This window comes from Mesorhizobium sp. 1B3 (assembly GCF_050958605.1).
Lineage (GTDB): Bacteria > Pseudomonadota > Alphaproteobacteria > Rhizobiales > Rhizobiaceae.
On record NZ_JBJHDO010000004.1, the window covers coordinates 368,600 to 393,313 of the forward strand.

At 61.1% G+C, this 24,714-nt stretch carries 19 protein-coding genes; 4 read left to right on the forward strand and 15 right to left on the reverse strand.

Features of this window, described 5'->3' with window-relative positions:
* Positions 1 to 15: 15 nt before the first annotated feature.
* From ACCO56_RS13760 to ACCO56_RS13830, 15 genes are all read right to left on the reverse strand, one after another.
* On the reverse strand, positions 16 to 1,794 hold the full coding sequence (locus ACCO56_RS13760; protein WP_433641318.1) for an HlyD family efflux transporter periplasmic adaptor subunit: 1,779 nt from the start codon (positions 1,792 to 1,794) through the stop codon (positions 16 to 18).
* Positions 1,791 to 2,636 carry an efflux RND transporter periplasmic adaptor subunit gene (locus ACCO56_RS13765; protein ID WP_433641319.1) on the reverse strand — a complete coding sequence of 282 codons (846 nt, stop codon included), beginning with the start codon at positions 2,634 to 2,636 and terminating at the stop codon, positions 1,791 to 1,793. Before ACCO56_RS13765 ends, ACCO56_RS13760 begins: the two co-directional genes overlap by 4 nt.
* Entirely contained in the window at positions 2,623 to 4,608 is a 1,986-nt protein-coding gene (locus tag ACCO56_RS13770; RefSeq protein WP_433641320.1) for a TolC family protein, read from the reverse strand. The genes ACCO56_RS13765 and ACCO56_RS13770 overlap by 14 nt, the downstream gene beginning before the upstream one ends.
* Before the next feature lie 137 nt (positions 4,609 to 4,745).
* Positions 4,746 to 5,315 (reverse strand): hypothetical protein, encoded by a 570-nt coding sequence (locus tag ACCO56_RS13775; RefSeq protein WP_433641321.1) that lies wholly within the window; start codon positions 5,313 to 5,315, stop codon positions 4,746 to 4,748.
* Positions 5,316 to 5,459: 144 nt separating this feature from the next.
* A complete protein-coding gene (locus tag ACCO56_RS13780; RefSeq protein WP_433641322.1) occupies positions 5,460 to 6,422 on the reverse strand; it encodes a DUF2950 domain-containing protein in 963 nt (320 codons plus the stop codon).
* A 16-nt stretch (positions 6,423 to 6,438) separates the two neighbouring features.
* Positions 6,439 to 7,836 (reverse strand): DUF3300 domain-containing protein, encoded by a 1,398-nt coding sequence (locus tag ACCO56_RS13785; RefSeq protein WP_433641323.1) that lies wholly within the window; start codon positions 7,834 to 7,836, stop codon positions 6,439 to 6,441.
* Positions 7,837 to 7,910: 74 nt separating this feature from the next.
* Positions 7,911 to 8,678, reverse strand: a complete 768-nt coding sequence (locus tag ACCO56_RS13790) for a transporter (RefSeq protein WP_433641519.1) — start codon at positions 8,676 to 8,678, stop codon at positions 7,911 to 7,913.
* 249 nt (positions 8,679 to 8,927) lie between these two features.
* Positions 8,928 to 10,337, reverse strand: coding sequence for a DUF1254 domain-containing protein (locus tag ACCO56_RS13795; protein WP_433641324.1), 1,410 nt, complete (start codon positions 10,335 to 10,337; stop codon positions 8,928 to 8,930).
* 119 nt (positions 10,338 to 10,456) lie between these two features.
* On the reverse strand, positions 10,457 to 11,914 hold the full coding sequence (locus tag ACCO56_RS13800; protein ID WP_433641325.1) for a DUF1254 domain-containing protein: 1,458 nt from the start codon (positions 11,912 to 11,914) through the stop codon (positions 10,457 to 10,459).
* Positions 11,915 to 12,097: 183 nt separating this feature from the next.
* Complete coding sequence (locus ACCO56_RS13805; protein WP_433641326.1) at positions 12,098 to 13,003, reverse strand: helix-turn-helix domain-containing protein; 906 nt, start codon at positions 13,001 to 13,003, stop codon at positions 12,098 to 12,100.
* A 335-nt stretch (positions 13,004 to 13,338) separates the two neighbouring features.
* Positions 13,339 to 14,217 (reverse strand): helix-turn-helix domain-containing protein, encoded by an 879-nt coding sequence (locus ACCO56_RS13810; protein ID WP_433641327.1) that lies wholly within the window; start codon positions 14,215 to 14,217, stop codon positions 13,339 to 13,341.
* Between the two features lie 613 nt (positions 14,218 to 14,830).
* Entirely contained in the window at positions 14,831 to 15,010 is a 180-nt protein-coding gene (locus ACCO56_RS13815) for a hypothetical protein (RefSeq protein ID WP_433641328.1), read from the reverse strand.
* A 73-nt stretch (positions 15,011 to 15,083) separates the two neighbouring features.
* Complete coding sequence (locus ACCO56_RS13820; protein ID WP_433641329.1) at positions 15,084 to 16,631, reverse strand: DUF1254 domain-containing protein; 1,548 nt, start codon at positions 16,629 to 16,631, stop codon at positions 15,084 to 15,086.
* A gap of 70 nt (positions 16,632 to 16,701) precedes the next feature.
* Complete coding sequence (locus ACCO56_RS13825) at positions 16,702 to 18,180, reverse strand: DUF1254 domain-containing protein (RefSeq protein WP_433641330.1); 1,479 nt, start codon at positions 18,178 to 18,180, stop codon at positions 16,702 to 16,704.
* A gap of 40 nt (positions 18,181 to 18,220) precedes the next feature.
* Complete coding sequence (locus ACCO56_RS13830; protein ID WP_433641331.1) at positions 18,221 to 18,796, reverse strand: SMI1/KNR4 family protein; 576 nt, start codon at positions 18,794 to 18,796, stop codon at positions 18,221 to 18,223.
* A gap of 165 nt (positions 18,797 to 18,961) precedes the next feature.
* Between ACCO56_RS13830 and ACCO56_RS13835 the strand changes: the two genes are divergently transcribed.
* The 4 genes from ACCO56_RS13835 to ACCO56_RS13850 all read left to right on the forward strand — a co-directional run bounded on the left by ACCO56_RS13835 (position 18,962) and on the right by ACCO56_RS13850 (position 24,674).
* Entirely contained in the window at positions 18,962 to 19,981 is a 1,020-nt protein-coding gene (locus tag ACCO56_RS13835) for a helix-turn-helix domain-containing protein (RefSeq protein ID WP_433641332.1), read from the forward strand.
* 717 nt (positions 19,982 to 20,698) lie between these two features.
* Positions 20,699 to 22,465, forward strand: coding sequence for an ATP-binding protein (locus tag ACCO56_RS13840; protein ID WP_433641333.1), 1,767 nt, complete (start codon positions 20,699 to 20,701; stop codon positions 22,463 to 22,465).
* A 126-nt stretch (positions 22,466 to 22,591) separates the two neighbouring features.
* Positions 22,592 to 22,948 (forward strand): response regulator, encoded by a 357-nt coding sequence (locus ACCO56_RS13845; protein WP_433641334.1) that lies wholly within the window; start codon positions 22,592 to 22,594, stop codon positions 22,946 to 22,948.
* A 145-nt stretch (positions 22,949 to 23,093) separates the two neighbouring features.
* Positions 23,094 to 24,674: an arylsulfatase gene (locus tag ACCO56_RS13850; protein WP_433641335.1), complete on the forward strand. Its 1,581-nt coding sequence runs from the start codon at positions 23,094 to 23,096 to the stop codon at positions 24,672 to 24,674.
* The last annotated feature ends 40 nt before the right edge of the window (positions 24,675 to 24,714 follow it).

Below are 24,714 nucleotides of genomic sequence, written 5' to 3' on the forward strand. Positions count from 1 at the left end.
ACGGTCCTCGGCCATCTACAAAGCCCACCGTTCAAGCGCGTTCCACGCATTGCGGAAGAGGATCTTGCCGAGCATGGCGGATCCCGTCGGAAGGAGGACGACGCCTTTCTGGCCCGGTCTCAAGGCGCTTTCGGGATTATCGATCCCCGTGCGCAGCGGGATGACCGTTCGCTCGTCGATCGTCTCGGCGCGCGCGGCGCGGGAAAAACCGCTGACGGTGACCGGTTCGCCGGACACTCCGTCGAGGTGGAGCTTGCCCTCCGTTACAGAAGCGAGGCGCTCGTAATCCTCGACCGGCACGTCGATGCGAACCCGCAGCCGGTCGAGAGGCGCCACTTCGGCGACGATGTCGCCTTCTCGCACAGGTGCGCCATCGGAATGTTCGAACGGGCTCGCCAGGACGACGCCGTCGATGGGCGATTTGAGCTGTAGTTGTGAGATCTGCCAGTCGAGCAGGTCGCGTTCGGACGCGAATGCCTCGCCTTCGAGCCGTGCCAGTTCGGCCTCCGTTACCTCCTTGGCTCGAACGGCTGCATCGCGCGTTCGAAACGCCTCTTCAGCCTTGGCTGCAGCCGTCGCCCTGGACAAGACGAGCTCCTCACCCTCAAGCTCGGCGAGCGTATCGCCCCGCGCCACGGTATCGCCGGGTGCGGCTGAGGTGTGCCGCAGCACTGCGTTGAACGTTGCGGTGACGAAGCTGCGGCCCTCCGGTTCGAGTTCGGCTTCGGCGCGAATACGGTCCGGGATGGGCACGAACATCGCCACGACCACGAGACTGGCGGCCACGAGCGCGCCGGCGTTCTTCGTCCATCGCCTTAGCACCCTTGCCCTGTCGCGGCCCGGCGCTTCGGAGACGGAATCGAGCAAGGTCTGGACGACCACCCAGTCTTCCGCGCCCAGGCGCGTGAACGCAGGCTTCGGATCGACCAGCAGGCATGTTGGCCGCGCGGTGTCGCGAGGGTCGCCGGCGCGAAGGGCCACAACCGTGTCGGCCTTCAGGATCGCCGTGAGCGATCCCACCTCCTGCCCGCGCTCAAGGATCGGGCCGTCCGCTCCGTTCGAGCGGGCGACGAGATCGCGCACGGCCTGCTCGCCGACGGAATCCCTGCGCGCCGGACCGGACGGTGCCATTCCCGCGACCTTTCCGTTGGAGGCAGCGATGATGACCTGGCGGGTTTCGAAGGCTGAAGCGAAGAGGGCGGCGAGTTCGACGGGATCCGCCGGCTTCGTCCCTCTCAGCCGGAGGACCAGCGTGGATAGCGCACCCGGTAATCCATCATCATCGGATCGGGCGGCGGGATTGAGTACGCGGCAGGCGAGTTCGAGCGTGGCGCGTGCCTTTGCCATCTCGGCTTTATTGCCAGCCTTGAGAGCCGCAACGGCGCCCTTGCGATCCTCAAAGCCGCTGGCGATCACGAACAGGCCGGGCAAGGCGGAGGAGGGTTCCGCGCGCGTGCCGGAGCCGCGAAGTGCCTCGCTCGCGGCCATTCGCAACTCACTTGCAAGCTTGGTCCGGATATCGCGATGACGAGCGTCGATCGTCAGGTCGCTAACGACCAACGTTCCGTTTTGCTCGACGACAAGCGCGGCCGCATCTGCGTCGATCAGCTCGGCCAGAGCCGCCAATACCGGAGCCGCGCCGGACTTGTTGTCTCCCCGCGACAGATCGACCCGCCTCAATCCCGACCGCAGCCGATCGTACAACGGCGGCGCTTCACCCTTGCCGCTTTCGTGCGGGCCGGACGACGTGCTGATCCGGGCAACCGGCTCCTTGATGTCGACCGGCCGATTCATCGCTCGAGCCCGCCCACCGGCAGAGCCAGCACGAGCCGCTCGCCGCCAAGCAGTTCGTAGCCGGCATTGTCGATCTCGACGCTGATCCGCCGCATGCCTGTCGGTGCATCGACGTCGAGCCCGAGATTGCGCAGGCGCGCCTCCATGGCGCGGTTGGCGCGTGACAGCACCACCGTCAGCGCCGCCCCTTTTGCGACCTTGCCGATGCATCCCGACGGTACGAAGAAATCCGCATGAAGGCGGTCGAGCTTGAACAGCGTGACGACCCGGGCATCGCCCGCCGAGCCGACAAGCTCGCCAGCCTCGCGATGCACTTCGTTTACAACGGCGTCGAAGGGCGAGCGAACGTCCAGCAGCGAAAGCCGGGCAGCGACGGAGTCGGCGTCGAGGCCTGCAATTCGGAGTTCGTCCTGGGCCGATTGGAGTTCCGCTTCCGCGACCGCCAGCTCCGCTTTTGCCGCGATCAGCTCCAGCGGCCGAACGGCGCGGGACTTTTCGAGCTTGGCGATTTCTTCGGAACGTCGCCGGGCGTGGCTGAGCTTCGCTTCGGCTGCGGAAAGCCTGCCGGTCGCCTCGGCCCGGGCGCGAGCACCTTCTAGCTCCGCCAGTGTGACGGTCTTGTCAAGGTCGGCGAGGATATCGCCGGCCTTCACACGATCGCCGGGCTCCACCAAAATATGGGCAACGATTCCGGGTTCGCGGGCCGCAACCTCAATCACCGCCGCCGGTTCGGTAAAACCGGTCGCTTCCTTCAGCTCGCAATCCAGAGGCTGTGCTGCCGCCTGGGTCCAGACGAGTGCGCCGGCGGTCAATGCCCAGGCAACGCACCTACGGCGTTGCACCTTTCTGTCTCCTTCTGTCGGAAACGCCAACCGCGCGCGGGTCGGCAAGGATATTTTCGCTCTGGTTGACGGTCACGGTCGCGCCGTCCTTCGACACGGCGCCCTTTGAGACGACGATGCGATCAAGACCGCCGTCTCCGCCGACACGCCTTGCCTCCACGCCGCGAGCACTGAGCATGGTGCCGGCCGTGCGCTCGATCGTATAGAGCGCAAGGTTGTAGGATAAGGTGGCCTCCAGCAGGCGCTGTTCCGCGTCCGCCCTATTCTCGATGCCGGAAATAAGGGTGGCGAGGAATGCGCTGCCGCCTTCCAAGCCTTCGTCGGCGCGCGTTCTCAACGCTCTGATCTCCGTGTTGAGGGCGGCGAGTTCCGTCTCGCGAGCCCTCATTTCCTGGTATGCGGTCCGCGCCTCCCGCACGGCGACCTGCGCTTCGAGGAGGATCGTGTCGCTCACATTCCTCAGCTGCGATGTGAGTTGGCGCAGTTCGAAGCGCCGCCGTGTATAGACCGAGCGGTCGCGCTTGTTCTGGAACGGCATCTTGAAGCGGACGCCGACGAAGCTGTCGACATCGGTCTGGTCGAATTGGTCCGACATCGCCTGGCCGACATCGAAGTCGCCGGCGAGACCGGCATTGGAGATGCCGGCGGTCAGGTCCAGATCGGGCAGTAGCTTGTTCCTGGCAACCCGCTCACGCAGTTCGGCGCCGCGCAATTGCAGGGCGACCGACTTGACCTCGGGACGGTTCTGCAAGGCCAGCAGAGCGACATCCTCGAGAGGAATATCGGTGAATTTCCGGACAGGACGCTGTCCCGGTATCAGCTCGACACGGTCGCCATAGAGCGAGGTATCGCTGAGCAGCGCGCTCAACCGCGCCTGAGCGTTGTCCACGCCGGAGCGTGCACGGATGACCGAAGCTTCCGCTCTTCGAATGGCCGCGGCAGCCTGTTCCGCCTCGCCGGCACGCGCATCCAGATCCGCTCGTGCCGAGATGCGCGACGCGACCTGCCGAAGATCGCCGACGAGCCGCTGACGCTGGAGCACACGGCCACGTTCGCCGTAGAGTGTCCAATAGGAGCGGACCACTTCGGTGAACTGGTCTTCTATCTGCCGCTCGAACTCGGCGACGCTGCGGTCGCGTTCCAGCCTCGCGAGCCTCATCGGAGCGGCGTTGACGTCGATCCCCGCGCCGTCCAGCAGCGGCTGTCTGATCTCGAGCCGGATATCGGCATTCGCCTGGTCATTGGGAACGAAGAACTCGGAATTGCTTCTTTCTGTCCCCACGCCCTGTGAGAGGCGCACTTCGCCGCCGGTCACCAGTGGTTGGCCGATGCCGACTCTGGCACCGAAAACGTCGTTGGACAGGTTTTCCGGCGCGGTGGAAGACGTGCCCGTTTCGAGCAGGCTCGACCGTGGATTTTCCGTGCTGTCGTAGTCTCCCTCCGCGAAGAGGAACGTGTCGAACCGGCCCTCCTCTTCGGTCACGACCGTATCGCGAATCAACGGGATATCCGACGAAGCAGCCAGCTGATTCGACCGCGCAAGCATCCGGTCGATCAGGTCATCGATATCGAGTGAAACAGCCTGAGACCCCGGTTTCTGCCGCTGGGCGACGCCTTGCTCCCAATAGGCGGCCGCCGGTGCGCCGCCGCGCGGCAGCGTTTCCACTATCGCCGGCATCATCGGCTGGGCGTCGGGGCCGCGCGGGGTCGAGGCATGAACCACCTTGCCGTCATTCGTAGCCTCGCGAGGGCCGAGATCGTGTTCGGCATAGGCTACGAAGCGCCGATATTCCTGCTGGACGCCCTGCGCGATCTCGCTGTTCGGATTCACGTCACCGAACACATCGGCCGCACAGCCCGAGAGCAGCGCTACCTTGGCGAGAACCAACGTCGCGCGGGGAGACGATAACGAGCGCAGAACCTGCGAAATATGGAGCAAAAGGTGGCTGGGAACATAAGCTGCATTTCGCATCGAGAATCCTCGTGCAGCCCCATCCCGAAATGCAACGTGAAGTACACAAAAGAATGCGTCAACAAGAACTTGAGCGTGCGGGACAGAATTCTGCGAAGTGTTGCTATCTTGTACGACAAGCTTCCAAGCCATTGATCTCAAATCCTGAACCCCGCGCCAACTTGGACGTCGTCCACCTCATCGAAATGTAATTTGAGCGGCAGTAAGTCATCCTTGGTGGTCGCATGAAAAACCGCGCCGTCGGCTCCCTTGTGAATTGTAAAAGCAGCCGACCATATGCCGATCAGAAAGCCGCCGCGGTCGCGAAGCTCGATGCTGTGGCCGACAAGGTCGCGCATATCCAGTCCCCTCGCATCCTTGCTGGCGACGAGCTCCAGGCAGATCAGGCCGTTCCCGTAAAAGCGCCAGCACACTTTCTGGAGGGTGCAATCGTCGACCTCCAGCGCCGGCCAATCAAACTGTGCCCAGCGAAGAGGTTTGCTCTCGTGGTCGATCTCGCCCCGCTGGACCGAAACCGATTCGCTGCGAAGCTGGTTCTTGATCGGCAAGGTCGCCTGCTGGCGGCCAAGCGCAATCCATGTCTCGCCCGAACCGCCCGATAACAGCGCGTTGACGTTGGCGAGCTTGTCTTTCGCCGAATCTGCAACCGGGAGCTTGCCGAGAAGAGGTTTGGCGAGAAGGGCAGCCAACTGGATCATGCGCAGCACCGCATCATCGTCCGCTCCAGCGGATGGCTACTGGCACGGGTTCGGTCGCTTCGTTCTGCGCCGTTAGGTGGGTTGCCGACGCGTAACGGAATGACGGGGTGGACGGCGACGACAGCAGCCATCATCTGATCCTTCCGTACCTTCTCAGTCGGCTACGACGCTCCAGCTCTCATCGGGATTGAAGCGGTCGATATATTTGACGATCTGTTCGGTCGCGGGGCCGAGATCGGCCTCGTAGACGATACCATGCTGGTTGACCGCGAAGATCTTCACGCCGGTTTCGGCATATTTCACCGGCCATGCGACCAGCGCGAAGCCGCCGATCATGTTGCCGTTGATGACATAGTCGTAGGCGCCTCCGGCGATGTTGTCGCCCTGGCCGTTCAGGATCTTGAAACGGTAGCCGAAATAGCCCTCGCCCTTTTCGGCGTCAGCCAATTCCGTCTGGCTGAGATCGCCTGCCGGGCTCTCGCCGTTGATCTCGTCGCTCGGCCAATAGAGACCGTCGGTCATGCCTTCGCTGCTGATCAGCTTCTGCGCGAATTCGAGCACGCCATCTCCGTCGCGGTCCGCCTCCGCATAGTCCTGCTGCGCATCCACATAGGCGCGCATCGTCGCGATCGCCTCCAGCTCGTTCTCGCCGACGCGCCGGTTCACGATCTCTTCCAGCCCGGCATAGGTGTCGAACGACCACTTGCCGTCGTCTCCCCTGACGATCGGAAACGGCAGCGGCCACAGCCGATCGCCGATCCTCAATATCCTGCGGTCGTCGAGCTCCTGCACGACCACTTGCTTGGCGGCGCCTTCGCGTATCTCGGCGAAGGTTTCCATGGCTCCATCACTGTCCCTAGCCTTTTCGGCATCGAGACCGAGAAGCTTGGCCACCCCTGCGAAATCGTCCGCGACCAGCGCCGACTTCAGGGCGTCGACGGCAGCATCGGCGGTGTCGAAAACCGGTGGTTCTTCACTCGCCGCGAAAGCAGCCACGCCCTCAGCTGCTGTTTCCTCCTGCGCGACGGCGGAAACGGAGCCAAAGACGGTTGACGCCGCCAGCAGGGCGGCGATGCAGGCTGAGCGAAGAAATTTGTTCTGAACGGTCGTCGTCATGATCCTCTCCCCGTCTTCAACGCCGGCGGCCGCCGCCGCGATGGACGGCGCGATGACCGCCGCCTCCGCCACGATGAACGGCCGGACGCCCGCCGCCGCGGTAGCCTCCGCGCATGGAATGATGGCCGCGATTGGAATGCACCGCCGAGACCTTGCCGCGATTCACGTGGCCGAGGCTGCTCGGGCTCTTCGGCCGATGATCGACCCTTGCCGCAGGCCTCGGCTTGCCGACGGGCCGATTGGCATGAGTGCCCTTCTTGACGGCCGGCTTCGAAATGCTTGGCTTCGATCCGGCAGGCCTTTTCACATCCGGCCTCCTGCCGGCGTCCGGCCGGTTCACGTTCTGCCGCGCGAGCGACCCGTCGCCCGGCCTGCCCTTCAGACCCTCGAGCGTGCTCTTGCGGACGTCCCTGGCGCCGCCGGCCCTGGCGGGCAGTGCCGCCTTCCGCTCATTGCGGATGTTTGCCGCGCGGTTGCGGACGGCATTGTTGTTGTTTGCCTTGACCTTGTTTCTGATGTTCGTGCGATCGAACTTGGCCAGCTGATTGCGATCTATGTTGAGCTTGGAGCGGTCGACATTCTTCCAGTCGATGTCGTTGAAATTGACCTTGCCGTTGAAGTCCCTGTTGTTGAAGCAGCGGTTGCAGTCGACGTCGATGTCGCCGCCGTCCCAGCGACCGCCCCACACGCCCCAATCGTCCCAGTCGACAGCGGCGGCCCACACGGCACCCGTTACCGCCGCCGCGAAGAAGGTCGCGCCGGGATACCAGTAGGAGGGGTACGGTTCGGGATAATAGCTGACCGGCGCAATCGGGTAATTGGCGGAATAGAGCATCTCCGGCTCATATTGCGGCACGTATATCTTCTCCGTGCTCACCGGCTGGATGACGATGTTGTCGCCCGATGTCTCTACCTTCACCTTGTCGTCGGTCTTGATGATGCCTTTGGCAACCGCCTCCTCACGGAGCTGCTGGATGGCGATCAGGACGTCCTTCTGCTGAAAGGCGATCGCATCGCCGAAAGTTTGGGTCCATTCGAGGTCGTCGCTCATCATCTTGACGACCTCGGGATAGTTGAGCAGCGAGATCACGCTGCCGTCCCAGCTATCCTTCGGCTTGAGATTCTTGTCCTTGGCATAGTCGTCGAGGAAGCGCGCGGCCTCGACGATCTGCAGTGGGTAGAGCGCAGCGGCCGAAATCACCGCGATCAGTTCGTCCGGATAAAGGGCGATACGCGCCACCAGTATTTCCAGTTCGTCGGCGCTCAGGGGTTCAGGCGTCTGAGAGGCCGGCGCGCCCGGAGCAGCGGCAGCGGTCTGCTCCTGGGCAATGGCCGTCACACCCGAAATTCCGCCGGCAACCGAGAGCATGGCTATGGCTACCGTACCGACCGAGACTAATCTCCGTACACTCATGGCGGTCGTCCTCATGTTTGCCGCGTGTATCCTGTCAATTGACCGAGTTTCTCTCTGCTATGTTCTCGCGCCCTTCATTTCTTGGGGAACAGGAAGGTGATCGAGGCTCGCGCCCCGAATCCATCCGGTCCGGAGTCGGGGCTTTCGGCCCAGTAGCGAACACCCGCCTGCAGGCTGACCGGCTGCTCGCCGAATTTCACCAGCTTGCTGACCATGAAGTTGATCGGCACCGACCAGGTCTCGGCGGTCCAATCGTAGGTGGATTCCGTGTTGAGCGCGAAGGTCCACGCATCCGGCGTGGTGTAGGAGATGAAGGGCTGCAGGAAGGTGGCATTCACATCCGGCCGTGCTTCCGGCCCGGCAAAAGACCAGATGTGGTTGGCGAGCATGCCGTAGGTCCAATGCCCGGATTGCTTCAAGATCACGCCGGTTGGACCCGCACCCCATTTGTCACCGGTCAGCAGCGTATCGGTGCCGGTCGGAAGCAGGAAGATCGGGCCCACACCCCAGATGATGCCGCCCGGTCCCGGCGCCTTGGGCGAAAAGAACAGGCTCTGCGACGTGTCGCCGAGCCCGAACTGGGAGCCGGACGGTCCGGCGATGTCGTCCTGCCAGATGACCGGCAGGATTGTACGCGAGATCAGGTTCCAGTCATCGTTCAGCGAGATCGGAAGGACCGGCTGGATATTCAGTGTGACCTTGTCGCCGTCGTTGGGTCCGAAGCCCGAGTCGTAGTTGAACTGGAACGGCACGCTGATCAGCGAAGCGACCGGATTGGACAACTGCTTCGCCAGATCCGCCTCCTGGGCATGAGCGGAAGCCCCGACGAACAGGGCACTCATCGCCGCGACTACGAATGGTAGCAGTTTCGAATTCACTCGCTCCCTCCCTAGAAAGTCCCCTTCTGCCGGCGCGCCAATGAGCTCGAACGTCGCCATTGTTAGAGCGCGCGCGATCACGTGATAGTTGGACCTTGGGGCAACTTGGCTATGTATCATGAATCACTCGGAACTTCCCGCGCTCCGGAGAAGGACGGCCGCGTGCAGTCAGCCAAGGGCCTACGTCCGGTATCAGGCCTATGGAGCACGTTCTCATTGTTGCTGCGCGATAATCGGCTGCGGTGCCTTCCACGTGCCGTCCAGAAGCGCGCCTTGCGGTCCGTACATCCTGAGGACCATGTAGAAATTCCCCCTCGCCGGAGTGGGCAACCAATTGGCCTCCTTGTCGCCGCCCGGCGAGGTGTTCTGCAGATAGATGTCCACCGAACCGTCCTCATTGGTCTTCAGCCCCTCGGTGCGGCTTCCAATGGCATAACGGCTGATCGGATTGTCGACCAGCAGGCGGTTCGGGAGGTTGTACATGGTCATTGACCAGAAGTATTTGACGTCTGGCACCTGCTCCTTGTCGAAATGCAAAACGTAGTTCTTGGACGAGTCGAGCGGCTGTCCGTCTCCCCCGGCCTGGAAGGCGTTGTAAACGGCTTCCTCTTGAGAGTTGCCGTAGATTCCCATCGCGGCACCGACTGCGCGATCCATGATATAGCCTTCGCCCAGGAACTCCCGCGTACCAAACAGTTCGCGGGAGCTGGTGGTCCGCGCGACCGTGTCGTTCAGCTCCTTCTGCGCGTCGGCGATCCCGGCTTCGATAGCCTTTCGGATTTCGGGTTCGAGCGCAGCGGCATCGAAGGCGCGTCCGGCACCGATCCCGATCTTCGCGAAGCGCTCGAACGTCTCCGCTTCACTGGGGACGGCAGGGGCGAACTGTAAGATGAAGTTCAGGTAATCGATGAAATTTACCGAGTTGGCACGCGCCTCGTCCCAGGCGGGAAATTGGTTCTCGGCGGCTGGTGCCGGAGGCTTGTTACCGAGGAACTCGCTGAGTGGGCGGATACGATATTGCTGTTGCTGCGCTACCAGACCGGCACGGTCATCCTCCCCGGTCCAGGCCGTGCGTGTCAGCGTGCCGGCCATTTCCGTTTCGAATTTGAGAACGCCTTCGATGCCTTGCGGCGTTTCACCTTCCCAATCCGGTCCGACGAGCAGATAGTCTCCCGCCTCGGTGCCGGTCGCGCGCGAGCCGATATAGTGCGCGTTGTGGGTGTAGAGATCGAACCATTGCAGGACATAGTACCGATCAGGCGCGGTTGGCACCGACACGACCATCGGCTCCGCCCTGAGATCGAGCCAAGCCCAGGAATAGGGCGTGTCGTTGCTAGGCGTCACTATGTCGGTGTCCGCTGGTGTGAAGCCGCGCGAATAGTGCCGGAAGCGGTTGAAACCGCCGATATAGCCGGGGAAGGACGGGTCCTTCACCTGCTGGAACAGCGTCTTGTAGTTGTAGAGCATCGCATAGGCATAGAGATAGGCGTCCGCTGCGATCTCCCGCGCCTCTTCCACAGCCACGGGCTGCGCCCTGACCGGCGGCGTGAGAGCAGTCGCCATCGCGATGCTCGCAGCGGTGGCCAGCGCGAATTTCGCCGTCCGAAAAGTGCCGAGTTTCATTATCCTTCCTCCACCACGTTTCTGCCGATCATCGGGCACTGCGCGCAGATGCCATGCCGCGCGCAACTCATACTGACAGTGCCTTCGGGCTGCAGGTCACTCAATCCTTTGCTTCGACCTCATTTGACCAATTCGAAATCCGCCATCTTGAATGTCTTGTCGAAAAAGGGCTGCTCCGGTGCATAGAGGCGGAAATAGACAAACCAGCCGTCGTCGCCGACAGTCTCCATGTGGTTCATTTCAAATCCTGCCGGTGCTTCCGGTCCGATGAACAGATCGATGCTGCCATCCTCGTTGTATTTCAGATCCTTCATCCGGCTATCGAGGCTGACATCTCGGATTTCGGTGCCACCATTGTCGTAAGGGCGCCGCGTATTCTCGCTGTAGAGCGTCAGTGACCAGAACTGCCCAACTGGGACCTTGGCCGGCACGTGCAGCTTGTAGCTCTTGTCGGCGCGCAGCATGTTGCCCTCACTGTCGCGCTTGGTGGTCATGTACACTTGGCCCTGGCCGGGTTGGGGGTCGACCATACCTTTCGTGCTAGCGACCGCCTCGTAGAACCAGGTTCCTCTCTGGTCGATTTGGGCGATATCGGCAGTCTCCTGCTCGATCTGGAAGTCGAAACTCTTGTACCAGGAGGTCCCCTCCCAGAAGGGCTCGACGTAGCGCGGGTTGACTTGGAGATTGCGGAGCATCAACTCGCCCATCGCCGCACCCTTCAGCAGGATTTCCTTGAGGCGATCGTCGGGCTCGAACGGCTTGCCTTTCGCGACGCCGAGCGGCTCGAGCATTGCCATCCATCCTTTGTCGACCTCGCGAACCGGCTCTTCCTGTATGATCTCGGATAGCTTCTGCCAGTAATCCAGGCCACGTGGAGCGGTGGCGCTCCATTCCACGTCCTTGCCGCGGATGAACCTGCTCGGCTTCGTTTCGCTGCCGACGCGCCCCATTTTATACTCGGACGTGAACTTGTCATAGTAAGCCGGGTCGGTGTCGAGAATGCGCAGGCCGATGAAGACGTTGTTCGTCACGCTCTGAAAGACGTGGACGCCTTCCTTCTCATATTTGGAAGGATCGTCCTCCGGGCCGACGACGATGTAGCTCGCGCCCTTGCCTTTATCAGGCCCGGTAAGGCCAAGGTCGAATACCGGCCTCTGCCAGAAATCGAGCACGCCGCCGGCCGTCTGGCCTGCCGGATAGTCGATCTGGATCGCCCCGTCCTTGAGATTGCTGAAGTTGAAGATATAGGGCGTCGTCAGGTTTGCCGTGACGATGCCGCGCTTTTCTTTAAGCGACTCGAGAACCACGAAGTCGGTTTCGTTTTCGACGCCATAGGCCTTGCCTTGGTTTTCGCGCCAGGTGGTGACGCTGACCAGCGGCGTGCTCCAAATGTAGGCCTGCGATGCACGCTGATAGTCCATCTCGTCATACAGTCGCTTGGATGCGTCATCGTTGAAGTAGCTATCCTGAAGCTCGACGTCGCCAACCGGGGTCTCGATCGTCTCGTCACCATGGAGCTTTGCGCCCTCAAGCGGGACGTCGTCTGCGTACGCCAGCGGGCCATCGCGACCGTGCACAGCAACGCCACCGCACTCCAGGGTATCAGCTTGCCGCTCATGATTTCCTCCTTGTCACACGCTCGGCTGGCCTTGGAGGGAACCATCCGTCTGGCCAGGTACCAGCCGAAGGTCTTCCCTTCCTCTACGTCAATATTGCGCCCGATGCATGATCCGGAGCTATGCAGATTTTGCCAAACTGGTTCAAAGTATCCTGTTCGGCCGATGTGATCGGCTCTTGACTAATGTCTGGCTGGGATTCTCTCCGAACAGCATCCGGTACGATTTCGATAGTCTACCCAATTCGCCAATGCCGTATCGTCGAGCGATCATGGAAACCGTCACGTCTTCTCCCCAATCCGACACAAGGTCTCGCCGAACGCGGTTCAGACGTAAGATGCGCACATACGCATCCGGGGTGATTTCGAGGACCTCGGAGAAAGCGCGGAGCATTGTTCGTTGCGAGGTGGCAGCGGCTGCGGCGAGCGCCGGCATCGAGATCGCCGATGACAGATTCTGCAGAATGTACTGACGGGCTCGCTCGACGATCGTTACGCGTCCGTTGCGGCTCGTACGCTTAGCTTCCCATGGCGCAACGCCAAGGCGACAGATGGCCGCTCCAAGAAAGGGGCCTGCGATCTCATCCGCGGTTTGATTGCCGACGGACGCCTCACGATGAATGCGCATCAATTGCAAGGTCATCCATTCGAGCGAAGTGCGGGGGATCGCTTCCCTGTGGAGGCCGCTGGTCTTCAGAAGGCTTCGATCGAAGACGACGCCATGATGCGCCACTTCTTCGGCAAGTTTTCGCGCGGACAGCGTAGCAGCGAAATAAAGCGCCCCGGACCCATAATGAGCGTCGAGGTGGGCGCCGGGATGGAGAATCGCAATGTCACCGGCATCGGCCTGGTGGAGCGAGAATAGCGTACCCAGTCCGGCCCGGAGGTTCACGAGAAGTGTGATCGCATCGGCTGAAAGCGGCCCACTGAGAGCGACCTTGCCTTCGATCAGACCGCTGCTGAAAATAATACCCTTCGCGACCGAGTATGCGAGACTTCCTCTGAGATGGGGGCCCGCCATCTGCACGGCGTCGAGGTTCGCCCCGAGCACGGCATTTCGGAATTGTTCAAGTTGGCGAACATCGAACCGTTGCCACGTACCCGATGAGCCTCGCATAGCATCCGCGTCAAGGATGCTCGGGAACGCGCTCGGGAGGTTCGTCCCAGAGTTCATCGGTGGGCGTCACCGCACCACGCCGGGGCACGTGGACCGGCCCGGACACCGTTGTTGTCGTCAGTCCAGCCAAGAAACGATGGTTTGGGCGCGATCTGTCTTCGCGTCCCACCGGGAACACAGAGCTTCGGCGAACGTGCCACGGCCGATCCTCCCTTCATTCTGGTAGGGTAGGAAAGCCGGCACCGGCGAACTATGCGCTTTTTGCCAATCTAGTATTTTGAAGTGGTAGATCGCTTGTCAGCCGGGGCGCGGGTCTGCGCCAAGGTCTCGCTAGGTCGTTCGCCAAACAATTCGCGGTACCATCCCGCTAATCGTCCAAGCTCGCTGATGCCCCATTGGTTGGCGATGACGGTGATCGTGCAAGCCTGTTCCACGTCGCCAGCAAGGCCTTCTCGGATGCGATGCAGTCGCAGCCGCCGCACGTAAATCTGTGGCGTATCGTCAAGAATATCGGCGAACGCACGGTATAGGGTCCGGACCGACGTGTGGGCCGAGGCCGCGATTGCATCGAGTGATATCGGCTCTGTAAGATGCTCGTGAATGTAGTTTCGAGCCCTGTGGACGATCCGAGCGTGCTGATTCCGACTGTCGCGCCGGTTGTGGTCGATCGGCAGTCGTCCAAGGTGATCGATGAGAGCCGAAAGGAGTTCCATGCTGACCGCGCCGACGGTGGTGTGGCCAGCATGGATGAGGTCGAACTTGCGGAGCAGTTGCTGCTGAACACCTTGCGCAAGCCGACGGGAATGAACGCCGGAGCCACCGAGGACCTTCCTGTCGAGCATCAATTCACGCTTGGCGGCTTCCGCCTCCAGGCGCTCCTCGGAGAGGGTGACAGCCGCATAAAGCGACCCAGGCGTATACAGCGAGTCATGCTCGTCCGCAGCGTTGAAAATGCCGACGCCTCCCGTTTCGGCTTCCGTAAGCCATTGCCAACACCCGGGTTCGAGCCTCAGGCCGGCACCGAGAGTTACCTTGTCGCTGGACAGCGGTCCCCGGAGAGCCACCCTGCCTTGAAGGAGACCACTCGAACAAACGATGCCGTCATGTTCTGCGAACACGAGGCTGCCGGAAAGCGGCGCGGTGGACATTTGAGTGGCCTGAAGATTGGCATCGCGGACGGCCGCACTCAGGTCCTCGATCCGCTCGATCGCAATTCGGTGAAAAGGCTCTGCCCCGCTAGCGGGACACGGGACACGAGTTGAATCCAGCACTGGAGCGCCTGTGGTTGCCCTTTGAAACTCGATCGGCCGAAGTTCGTACCTCCGCGTCAAAGTGAAGCTCAGTCCGATGGACTGGCCGCAGAACCGCCGGAGCCACAAGCTTCGCCGATCTAGATCCCATTGGCAGCGCCGACCTTCAGAGACGATTGTTGGGCTGTGCGCGACGATGCGAAAGTTGGACCTTGGGGCAACGCACCGACCCCTTCAGTCGAGCAAGGCCGGATGATCTCGGCATAGTGATCAGTGTCAAACAGGATAACACGGAGGGCCATTATGGATTCAGGCCTATCCATCGGCTAAGTTCATGCTGCCGTTATATTAAATGGAATCACTTTGTCGCGCCTGCCGTCTGTCTTCCGGCCATTGATCTTGTTGCTGGCCGAAGCCGGGGAAGAGCCAGTCAAGCGTCTGCTGATCATCTATGAGAACGAAAGCACGCTGTTTGCCGTAACCGAGGTCGCTCGCGGCTTGAGGGAGGGGTTCAACGGCGGATGCACAGACCCGGATCGAATTCTACAGCGAATATCTCGATTCCGTCCGTTTCCCCGGTTCTGATAATCTCGCTCGGCAGGCGCAGTACCTGGCGGCCAAATACAGGGATATTCCGCTCGACGTCGTACTGACCGCCGGGCCGGGGGCGCTTCGGTTCCTGCTCGATCATCGCAAGGAGATCGCACCCGGCATCCCCCTGGCCTTCGGAGGGCTCACCGAATCCACCGCGCTGCCGGTAGCCGCTAGACCCGCTCAATCTTGGGCGGCTGCCATGAACCGTCGAGGATAGGCTCCTTGCCCCAGTAGGCGCGGATGTAGAGCGAGAATGTCCCGTCCGGAGCCGGGAGCCAATTGCTCTCCTTGTCTGCGCCCGGCGATTTCGCGCCGGCGTAGAGTGTCAGCGAGCCATCGGGATTTCGCTCGAGGTTCTTGTTCTTGGTGCCGAGCGAGTAGCGCTTGAGATCGTTCGCATGGAAGAGATGCTTGTCGTTATACATCGTCAACGACCAGAAGCCGTTGACCGGCGGCTCCTGCCCTGCGGGGAACGTGACCGAATAGGCTTTCGATCCCTCGAGTTGCGCGCCGGAACCATCATAGTCTGTGTAGAAATACTGGGTTTCGTTCGGACGGTTGTCGAACATGTTCGACTTGGACGTGCCTGTGCGATTGAAGTAGTCGATACCCCATTGAGCGTTGTTGGTCGAGCGGTTCCATCCGTTGCCTGCCGGCCTGCCATTGTGTTTCCATTCGAAGAACGGCTTGATCACTTTCTCCTCGGTCTCTACGGCCGTTTCGATCAGGACCTTTTTCAATTCCGGATCCTTGGCCGCTGCGTCGAGGAGCAGCCGGAACTGCTGATACAGCGCCTCCTCGCCCGGCAAGGGATCGACCGTGTCGACGACCTCGGGGAACTGGTCGAAGTACATTTCTGGGATCACCCATTTAGTCTCGCCGCCGCCGCTATCGCCGTCCGATTGTGGGACCGGGATGTCGGGGGTATTGGCCCAATCGATTGTCTTCATCTCCCCGGTGAAATCCTTCAGCGGATAAAAGACGACCTGGTTGATCACGGACTGAATAGCCTCCTTATCTTCTGGCGTGTCATCCTGGAAAATGCGCGGGATAGCGTTGCCTAGCGCGGTGGGACAACGGATGACTTCCGTGATGCCGTTGGGTTTCAACCCCTCCCACTTCGGACCTGCGAGCAAATAGAATCCCGGCTTCGACCCGTAGGGCTTGCCGAGTTGGCCGAACTGGTCCGTCCGCTGATCGTACAGGGCGTAGACCCAGAATCGGTCGCCGAAGTCTGGAACCTGCGCGACCACCGGTTCTTCATCGAGCGAAAAGAACCCGAGCCCATAGACGACATCCTGATTGGGGCAGGTTACGAAGGTCTCCGATGGTTCGATGTAATCATGCAGCATTCCGACCTGACCGCGCGGCGCGGCTGGCAAGATACCGCCGAGCAGGCCGGGATGCGGTGCCTGCGTTATCTTAGCGTAGCGGTTGATCATATTCACCATAGGCCAGCCCCAGATATACGCCATTTGCGCTATCGTCCGGGCGTAGTCAGGGTGCATGACGATACCGGTTGCCGGCTGAGTAAGTTCGCGCGTCATGGCGGCGCTCTCTGCATGGGCTGCCCCCAAGCCAACGGCGACCGACGCGACCGAAAGTGCCGCCGGGACGGCTGCTCCGGTGCCGAAAGCGGCAAGGGTCGCTCCGCCAATGCTGCTCTTGAGGGCGTCGCGCCGGGTGATGTCAAAATGGCTACTGGTTCTGGTCTTCATTTACGTTCTCCTGAAGTCACCTAAGTTTGGTGATCGAACAAGGCGCGCCTCGCGACGAGCCGCCCCGATTTCACTTCACCTTGACCAAATCGTCCGGCTTCCAGGTCTGATCGAAGAACTCAGTACCGGTGCCATAAAGCCTCACCGTGGCAAGGAAGTTGCGGCCCTCGACTGTCTGAATCCAGTTGGCTTCCGGAGCCTCGGCGGGTTTCTGCGGCCCGAACCACAGGTCGATCGATCCGTCCTGATTGGTCTCGACCTTGTTGAAAGCGTTGATCGATGGCAGGAGTTGCGCCGCCTCGGGCATGGTCCCGTCGGTGATGTTGTAGGCGGTCACAGCCCAGAACAGCTTTGCCGGTGGGTTTGGAGGCAGGTGCAGTTTGTAGGCTTTCGAGCCATCGAGGAAGTCCCCGTCGGCATCCCGAAGGGTGGTGGGATATTTCGAACCCGCATCGAGCGTGCGCATCACCATGGCCGGTGCGGACGAGTAGGCAACCTGGAAGTAGGTCGCTCTCTGGTTCACGTCGAGATAGCTGTCCTGCAGCCATTCAGCAGTCGCTCCACCCCACACGTTTTCGTATTGCCGGTCCGTGTAGTATTTATTGCGGCCATCGGGTCGACCCGTCTGCCGAAGTGCCATGATCATCTTTGGCGCGGTTTCGACAGCCTTCTTGAGCAACTCCTGCTGCTTTTCGGTCGGCTGGAAGGCTTGCCCCTTGATGATGCCGATGGAGGCGAGGACGCCCCGCAACTCGGGATCGATGGCAGACACGGGTTCGTAGTCGACGAACTCCTTCAGCTTGGTCCAGTAGGTGTTGTCCACCGGATACATCATGTTGATGCGCTTGCCCGAGCCGTTGGGGAACTCCATCGGCTTGATGTCCTTCTCGCTGCCAGACAGCGGGTAGATGCGGGTCTGTTCGGCAAGCGCCACGGCCGGGTTCGGATCCGGCCCATTCTCGCCCTTGGTCATGATCGTGCGAAAGAACAGGAAGACGTTGTAGGTGGGCGACTTGAAGGCGAAGTAGCCCTTTGGCACCTCTCCGTCATAATCCGGTGGCAACAGCAGATAGAGGCCGCCACGAGCGCGATCCGGTCCAATCGCGCCGACATCGGTGATGGTGCGCTGAAAGAAGTCGGTGAACATGCCGATGACGTTTGGCGGCGCGGCCACGACCAGCGGCCCAGTCTCCTTGAGGTCCAGGTAGTTCATCGAATAAATGACGTCGGCATTTGGCGTCGGCACCCAGGCGCGACTGTCCATGCGATCCTTCCAGATCGGCAACACGTTGTAGCCCGCGCCGAATTCGGCCTCGGAACCGTCGCGCATGCCGATGACGTTCAAGGCCGGCTGCATGGTGAAGTAAGCGTGGATCGCGCGTTGGTAGAAAAGCTCGTCAAGCAGCGACTCGGCTTCCGCCTGCTCCAGCCATTTGCCCTTGTTGATCTGCTCGACCAGTGGCGGCGCGGCTGTCTCCTGGGCGAGGACCGAGGACAGGGACAGCACTGACGCCAACGCCGCTGTCACGAACGTTGCCTTGGATTTCATAGTCTTCTCCTTTCGCCCATTGGCGCCCTTCGGCGAGTTCTCAATCGCTCAATCCGTCGTACCCATCGTCCAGCCGCCACTTTCCGGCATCGAGACCGTCTGCAACCCGCCAGAGGAGCTCGCCAATGCTTCGCGCGAGGACGGTGCGCTCAGGCTGGTCGTAGAGAAACCAGATGACTTGGCCGTACCGATGAGGCGGCTCCCGCCGGAGATCGATGCAATAGTGATCGCCGCTAGGGCTGCCGAAGAGAGGGAGCCAGTTTGCCGACCATGCCGCAGCTTGCACGAAATATCCGCCATTGCCGTGCGCGGCTGGCCGTAATTCGGTTTTGCAGCCATATCGGAGACAAAGATCTTCCCAGGCTACAGCTACGAGATCCAGCGGGAGCCATCGCTGGTTGAGGTAGAGGGTGGGAGCCCCCTCGGGCTGGCCGTCATGGGCAGCGTAGAGAAGCCGGATGTCGGATGGCAGCGCTTGCCCGAACTTGGCCTCGATCCGTCGAAGGGTGCCGGCGCCTATTCCTGGACGAAGGAACGGCAGTCGATCCGGGTGATTTCGGGCAATCCAGGCCTCAATGCGCTTCAGCGACTGCACGCCGTCAAGCAAGGTCGACATGGGGTACTCCCTTACGGAGACGGAGTAGCTCGACATTTACCAAGTCAAAAAGACCGAATGCGAGGATAGGGTTGCCATCTCTGGCCTCAAGACCATATCCGTGCCAATAATTGACCCAGCGTGCCAAAGTTGAGGGAGAGCACCGCTAGTAACCAGGAGGCAAGATTGGGCCCCTCGACTATCGCCAGCGCGCAGTTCTCGACCCGGCAATTTGACGTCTGGCGAGACAGCATTGCTGTCGTCTTCGACGTCGAGCGTCGTTCACAAGATGCCGGCACGGCTTTCAACGCCGATGTCGAAGCGTTCCAGCTCGGTGACATGGTGGTTACCAGCGCCAGTTTGGACGAACAGCGCTATTTGAGATCGTCGACCCGAATTCGGCGAGACGGCATGGACCAGTTTGTCTTGAATCTCTATCGGACCGGCGGCTGGCGGTCTCAAACATCACGGGGAGATTTCGCCGGTACAGCCGGTCAGGTCTGCGTATTGGATCTGGCTTGCGAACTGGTCAGCGACGAACCGCCTTCCGATCTAGTCGCATTGTTCATACCGAGATCATTGCTCGAGGACCGGCTCCCCGATCTCGCCGCGCTTCACGGAAACGCGCCGAGTGGTGCCTATGCACTGCTCCTTGCCGAGTATATGGACTTGCTGGCGCGACGGCTGCCGACATTGCCGGCAGGCGATGAACACGCGCTCAACCGAGCCACTTGCGAAATGCTGACGGCTTGTCTTGCTCCCTCCCTGGAAGGCGTTGAGGCCGCGCGTCCCGGTCTCGAGATGGTCCTTCAGCGCCGCGCGAAGCGCTTCATTGAGAAACACATCAATTCCACAGAACTTGACCCGGATACGATCTGCAATGCCGTGGGCGTATCTCGCAGAACACTCTATAGATTGTTCGATCAAGAAGGTGGAGTGCAGCGGTATGTCCAGACCAGACGGCTTGAGCGCATAAGACTAGCCTTGGCTGATCCGAAGGAAACCAGGCGCATTTCCGAAGTCGCGGCCGAGTTCGGGTTTCTGCGCGGCGATCATTTCGCCCGAGCGTTCAAACAACATTATGGACAATCCGCGCGGGACATCCGCTATCTGAGGCTCCAGCCGGAAACGGGCACTGAAACGTCTCCCTCGAAGCTTGACGAAACCCAAGGTTTCGATGACTGGATTCGAGCACTCCATGCATAGTGCGCGCCATAGCCGCTCGATGTCTCCGCGTTATGTTCCGTAACATTGTGGCGCATATTTTCCAGGTGGCACGGTAAGTCTCGGCGCTTCGACGACATGTCTCGTGGATCCTGTCGTCCGGCGGACAGCCACCACCGATCAGCCAAGTTCGAGCGCCGCAAGCTGTTAACTTAACTTCTACGCGACCGCGTTCTCTAAAGCGCTCGGGCGCACCTAAGCGAATTGTTAGTGCGCTACCCGTGGCCGCGGCCGGAGTGTGTCATATACTGATTGCCCGGCTGCATCCCCGACGGGCCGAACGCCATCCGCGAGGAATTCGGCACCGATCGCGCCTACCAAGACGATCTTATTCAGGTTGTCGCGGGTGCGTGTGTGATTATCACGTCGGTGTCGAACATTCCGGCTTCTTCGGCACAAATGTTAAGGCCGCTATAGTTAGGGGCGCGTGCAACGACGGGCTAGTTGGACCCCGGGGGGTAACGAAGCTGTGCGCCCGACCGACGCCGTGCATGACGATCAACTTGTCAAACAGAATACACTGAGGGCCGTTATGGATTCCGGCCTTCCCATCGGCTAAGTTCATGCTGCCGTTGAATTAATGGAATCATTTTGCCGCGCCCGCCGCTCACCTTCCGGCTGCTGATCTTGTTGCTTTGCTTAGCCCCGGCGCTGGGCAAATCCTCTTCCGCCGAAGCTGGGGAAGAGCCAGTCAGGCGTTTGCTCACTATCTACGAGAACGAAAGCACGCTGTTTGCCGTGACTGAAACTGCTCGCGGCCTGCGCGAGGGTTTTGCTGGCGATCGGCAGGCCCGGGTCGAATTCTACAGCGAGTATCTGGATTCCGTCCGCTTCCCCGGTGAAGATCACCTGGCGCGACAGGCGCAATACCTGGCGGCCAAATACGGAGACATTCCGCTCGACGTCGTGCTGACTGCCGGGCCGGGCGCGCTCCGGTTCATGCTCGAGCATCGCGAGAAAATCGCGCCCGGTGTCCCCATCGTCTTCGGCGCAATCACCGAATCCACCGCGAAGTCCGTCGCGATGACGACGGACATCTGGGGCGTCGTAAGCCGGTTCGACCCCGTCGGAACGATCGATCTGGCGATGACCCTCCAGCCGACAGCGGAACGGATCGTCGTCATGACCGGCTCATCCGAATTCGATCGCCAGTGGGAGGCTCGAGCCCGCGAGGAACTTACAGGAAACTATCGAGGGCTGAGTGTCGAATACGTCTCGGGGCTGGCGCTGGAGGGGTTCAAGGAAACCTCTCGGCAGCTTTCGGCCGACACGATCCTGTTGATCCTCACCATATTCGAGGACGCCTCGGGCCGCACCTTCGTACCCCGCGAGGCTGCGGCCGAGATTGCCGCCGCTTCTGCTGCGCCCGCCTATGGCGTCTACAGTTCCTTTGTCGGCACCGGCGTGGTGGGCGGGTTTGTGGAGACGTTCGAGGGCGTCGGCATGGACATGGCGGCTCTCGCCAAGCAGATCATGTCGGGCGCTCCGTCGGAGCAGCGGACTGTCGCCTCGACCAGCCGGCCGGTCGTCGATTGGCGACAACTGGAACGCTGGGGCATCGGCAACGACCTTCTTCCCTCAGGTACCCAGATCGAGTTCCATGAGCCAACGGCCTGGGAGCGATATCGCCTCGAGATCCTCTTGGCTCTGGCGGTGATCGCGCTCCAGGCGGCAACGATCGCCGGCCTCGTCGTCCTCGACCGGCGGCGACGAACGGTCCAGGAGGAATTGGCCCTGGAACGTCTGGAGCTGGCCCATCTTTCGCGGACCACGCAGCTCGGCCAGCTCTCGGGGGCCTTCGCCCACGAATTGAACCAGCCCTTAACGTCCATCCTCGCAAATGCCGAGGCAGGCACCCGGCTGCTGGATACGACCCCACTCGACCTGAATGAATTGAAGGATATTCTGGAGGACATCGCGGCGGACGACAGGCGCGCCGCGGCGGTGATCGCCCAATTGCGCCGGCTGATGGTGAAGGGAGAGGTGGAACTCGAGCGGGTGGACCTCAACAAGGCTGTGGCCGCGACGATCGAACTGGCCCAGAGCGAACTGGTCGCGCGACAGACGGAGGTCGTTTTTCGACGGCAGCAGAAGGAACTTCCGGTCCAGGGAAACCTTCCGCAGTTGCAGCAGATTGTCCTGAACCTGATCTTGAATGCCGCCGAGGCCATGTCCCGCCAGCCATCCTCAGAACGTGAAATCACGATGGAAACGCGGACCTTGCCGGACGGGACAAGGCAATTGTCGGTGGCCGATCGTGGGCCGGGAATTCCTCCCGAGATGCGCGAGAAAGCATTTAAACCTTTCGTGAGCGGCGGAGCGACAGGCATGGGCCTCGGTCTCTCCATCTGCCGTTCGATCGCACTGGCCCATGGGGGAACGCTCGCTTTCGAAGACCACGAGGGCGACGGTGCACGGGTGATCCTCAGCCTGCCCCCTATCCAGCCGATCGGACACGTCGCGTAGGCGTAGTGGACGAGACAGGTGCCCGTTCCGACGGCGAACGGGCAATGGCCTGATTGGCCCCAAGGCCAACTACGACGCCTCTCCCCGTTGTTGTAGACGATGGGAATGGAACGCGTGGCATCATTGGTGGCCATCGTCGACGACGACGACTCCGTGCGTCGAGCGCTCCACCGGCTCATCCTTTCACTTTCCTACCAGTCGCGGACGTTCGCTTCGGGCGAAGAATTCCTCGAGGCCTTGCAAGAATCCACGCCCGACTGCGTCCTGTTGGACCTGCACATGCCCGGATTGAAAGGATTGGACGTTCTGCATCGCATGCGAACAGAAGGGCGGCACGTCCCGGCCATCGCGATGACCGGCTTCGATCAGCACGGGATGCGCGAGAAATGCTTGAAAGCAGGTGCGGCTGCCTATCTGGTCAAGCCGCTCGAGCGGGCGGTCGTGGCAGCGGCGATCGCAGACGCGACCGCGACTTCGTCGTGAGGAAAGCACCGGGCGGAGCGAAGCGATGCCGACGTTGCCCCAAGGTCCAACTTACCTAACGTCCTCTCGCCTGAATAATTCGCTTGGACCCTTTGCGGTCGCAAGAAAGAACGCGTCCCTTGCAAGGGCAGATCAGGAGGCATCGATGAGACTTGCAGCCTTGACGACCAGGCTCAGCGCGGCGGTGTTCACGCTTGGCACGGCATATCTTGCCACGCCCGCCATCGCGCAGGAGCAACCGCAAAAACCCAACATTCTGGTGATCTTCGGCGATGATATCGGCACCTGGAACATCAGCCACAACAACCGCGGTATGATGGGCTACCAAACGCCCAATATCGACCGAATTGCCGACGAGGGCGTGTCGTTCACCGACTATTATGGCCAACAAAGTTGCACTGCCGGCCGCGCGGCCTTCCTCGGCGGCAACGTGCCGGTCCGCACCGGCATGACCAAGGTCGGCTTGCCGGGCGCTCCTCAGGGCTGGCAGACGACGGACGTCACGATCGCGACGGTGATGAAATCCCTCGGTTACGATACGGGTCAATTCGGCAAGAACCACCAGGGCGACCGCGACGAGCATTTGCCCACAAATAACGGCTTCGACGAATTCTTCGGCAATCTCTATCACCTCAATGCCGAGGAGGAGCCCGAGAACCGCGACTATCCCGGCGACATGAAGCTGGCCGATGGCCGTACCTTCCGTGATGCCTTCGGTCCTCGCGGCGTGATCCGCTCCTCCGCCGACGGCAAGATCGAAGATACCGGGCCGTTGACACGCAAGCGCATGGAAACGGTGGACGAGGAAACTCTTGCCGCGGCCATAGATTTCATGGATCGCAAGACCAAGGAGGGAAAACCCTGGTTCACCTGGTGGAATGCCACACGCATGCATTTCCGAACCCATGTGAAGGAAGCCAACAAGGGGATCGCGGGACCGAGCGGCAACGAATATCACGACGGCATGGTCGAGCACGACAGGATGGTCGGCCAGATTCTCGACAAACTCGAGGAGCTCGGTGTCGACGACAACACCATCGTCCTCTACACGACGGACAACGGCCCGCACTACAATACTTGGCCCGACGCCGGCACCACGCCCTTCCGCAGCGAGAAGAACTCGAACTGGGAAGGCGCCTACCGCGTGCCGGCCTTCGTTCGCTGGCCCGGTCATTTTCAAAAGGGCGTGACGCTGAATGGGATCATGGCCCACGAAGACTGGCTGCCGACCTTCGCGTCGATCGCCGGAAATCCAAACATCAAGCAACAATTGCTCGACGGCGTCGAACTGAACGGCCGGAGCTACAAGAACTACATCGACGGCTACGACATGAGCGACTATCTCACGGGCGAGACCAAGGAGTCGCCGCGACACGAGTTCTGGTACGTGAATGACGATGGTCAGATCGTTGCAGCGCGCTATGACGATTGGAAGGTGGTGTTCCTGGAGAATCGCGGCGAAGCCTTCGGCGTCTGGCGTGAACCCTTCATCGAACTGCGTGTGCCGCTTCTCTTCAACCTGCGGCGCGACCCGTTCGAGAAAGCCCAGCACAATTCCAATACCTACAATGACTGGTTCCTCTCTCGACCCTTCCTGATCGTGCCGATCCAGGCGCTAGCAGCTAAGTTCCTGCAGACGATGAAGGACTACCCGCCAAGCCAGACGCCGGGCTCGTTCAACCTCAGCACCATCGAGGAGAAGCTCAAGGCCGGTGTGAATAATTGAGTCTGACGACGACGATCGGGGTGCCTGACCGGCGCCCCGA

Coding starts and splice junctions, on each gene's coding strand:
- ACCO56_RS13760 (WP_433641318.1), bottom strand. CDS start 1,794: ATGAATCGGCCGGTCGACATCAAGGAGCCGGTTGCCCGGATCAGCACG.
- ACCO56_RS13770 (WP_433641320.1), bottom strand. CDS start 4,608: ATGCGAAATGCAGCTTATGTTCCCAGCCACCTTTTGCTCCATATTTCG.
- ACCO56_RS13780 (WP_433641322.1), bottom strand. CDS start 6,422: ATGACGACGACCGTTCAGAACAAATTTCTTCGCTCAGCCTGCATCGCC.
- ACCO56_RS13785 (WP_433641323.1), bottom strand. CDS start 7,836: ATGAGTGTACGGAGATTAGTCTCGGTCGGTACGGTAGCCATAGCCATG.
- ACCO56_RS13790 (WP_433641519.1), bottom strand. CDS start 8,678: ATGAGTGCCCTGTTCGTCGGGGCTTCCGCTCATGCCCAGGAGGCGGAT.
- ACCO56_RS13795 (WP_433641324.1), bottom strand. CDS start 10,337: ATGAAACTCGGCACTTTTCGGACGGCGAAATTCGCGCTGGCCACCGCT.
- ACCO56_RS13810 (WP_433641327.1), bottom strand. CDS start 14,217: ATGTCCACCGCGCCGCTTTCCGGCAGCCTCGTGTTCGCAGAACATGAC.
- ACCO56_RS13815 (WP_433641328.1), bottom strand. CDS start 15,010: ATGATCGAGCAGGAACCGAAGCGCCCCCGGCCCGGCGGTCAGTACGAC.
- ACCO56_RS13820 (WP_433641329.1), bottom strand. CDS start 16,631: ATGAAGACCAGAACCAGTAGCCATTTTGACATCACCCGGCGCGACGCC.
- ACCO56_RS13825 (WP_433641330.1), bottom strand. CDS start 18,180: ATGAAATCCAAGGCAACGTTCGTGACAGCGGCGTTGGCGTCAGTGCTG.
- ACCO56_RS13830 (WP_433641331.1), bottom strand. CDS start 18,796: ATGTCGACCTTGCTTGACGGCGTGCAGTCGCTGAAGCGCATTGAGGCC.
- ACCO56_RS13850 (WP_433641335.1), top strand. CDS start 23,094: ATGAGACTTGCAGCCTTGACGACCAGGCTCAGCGCGGCGGTGTTCACG.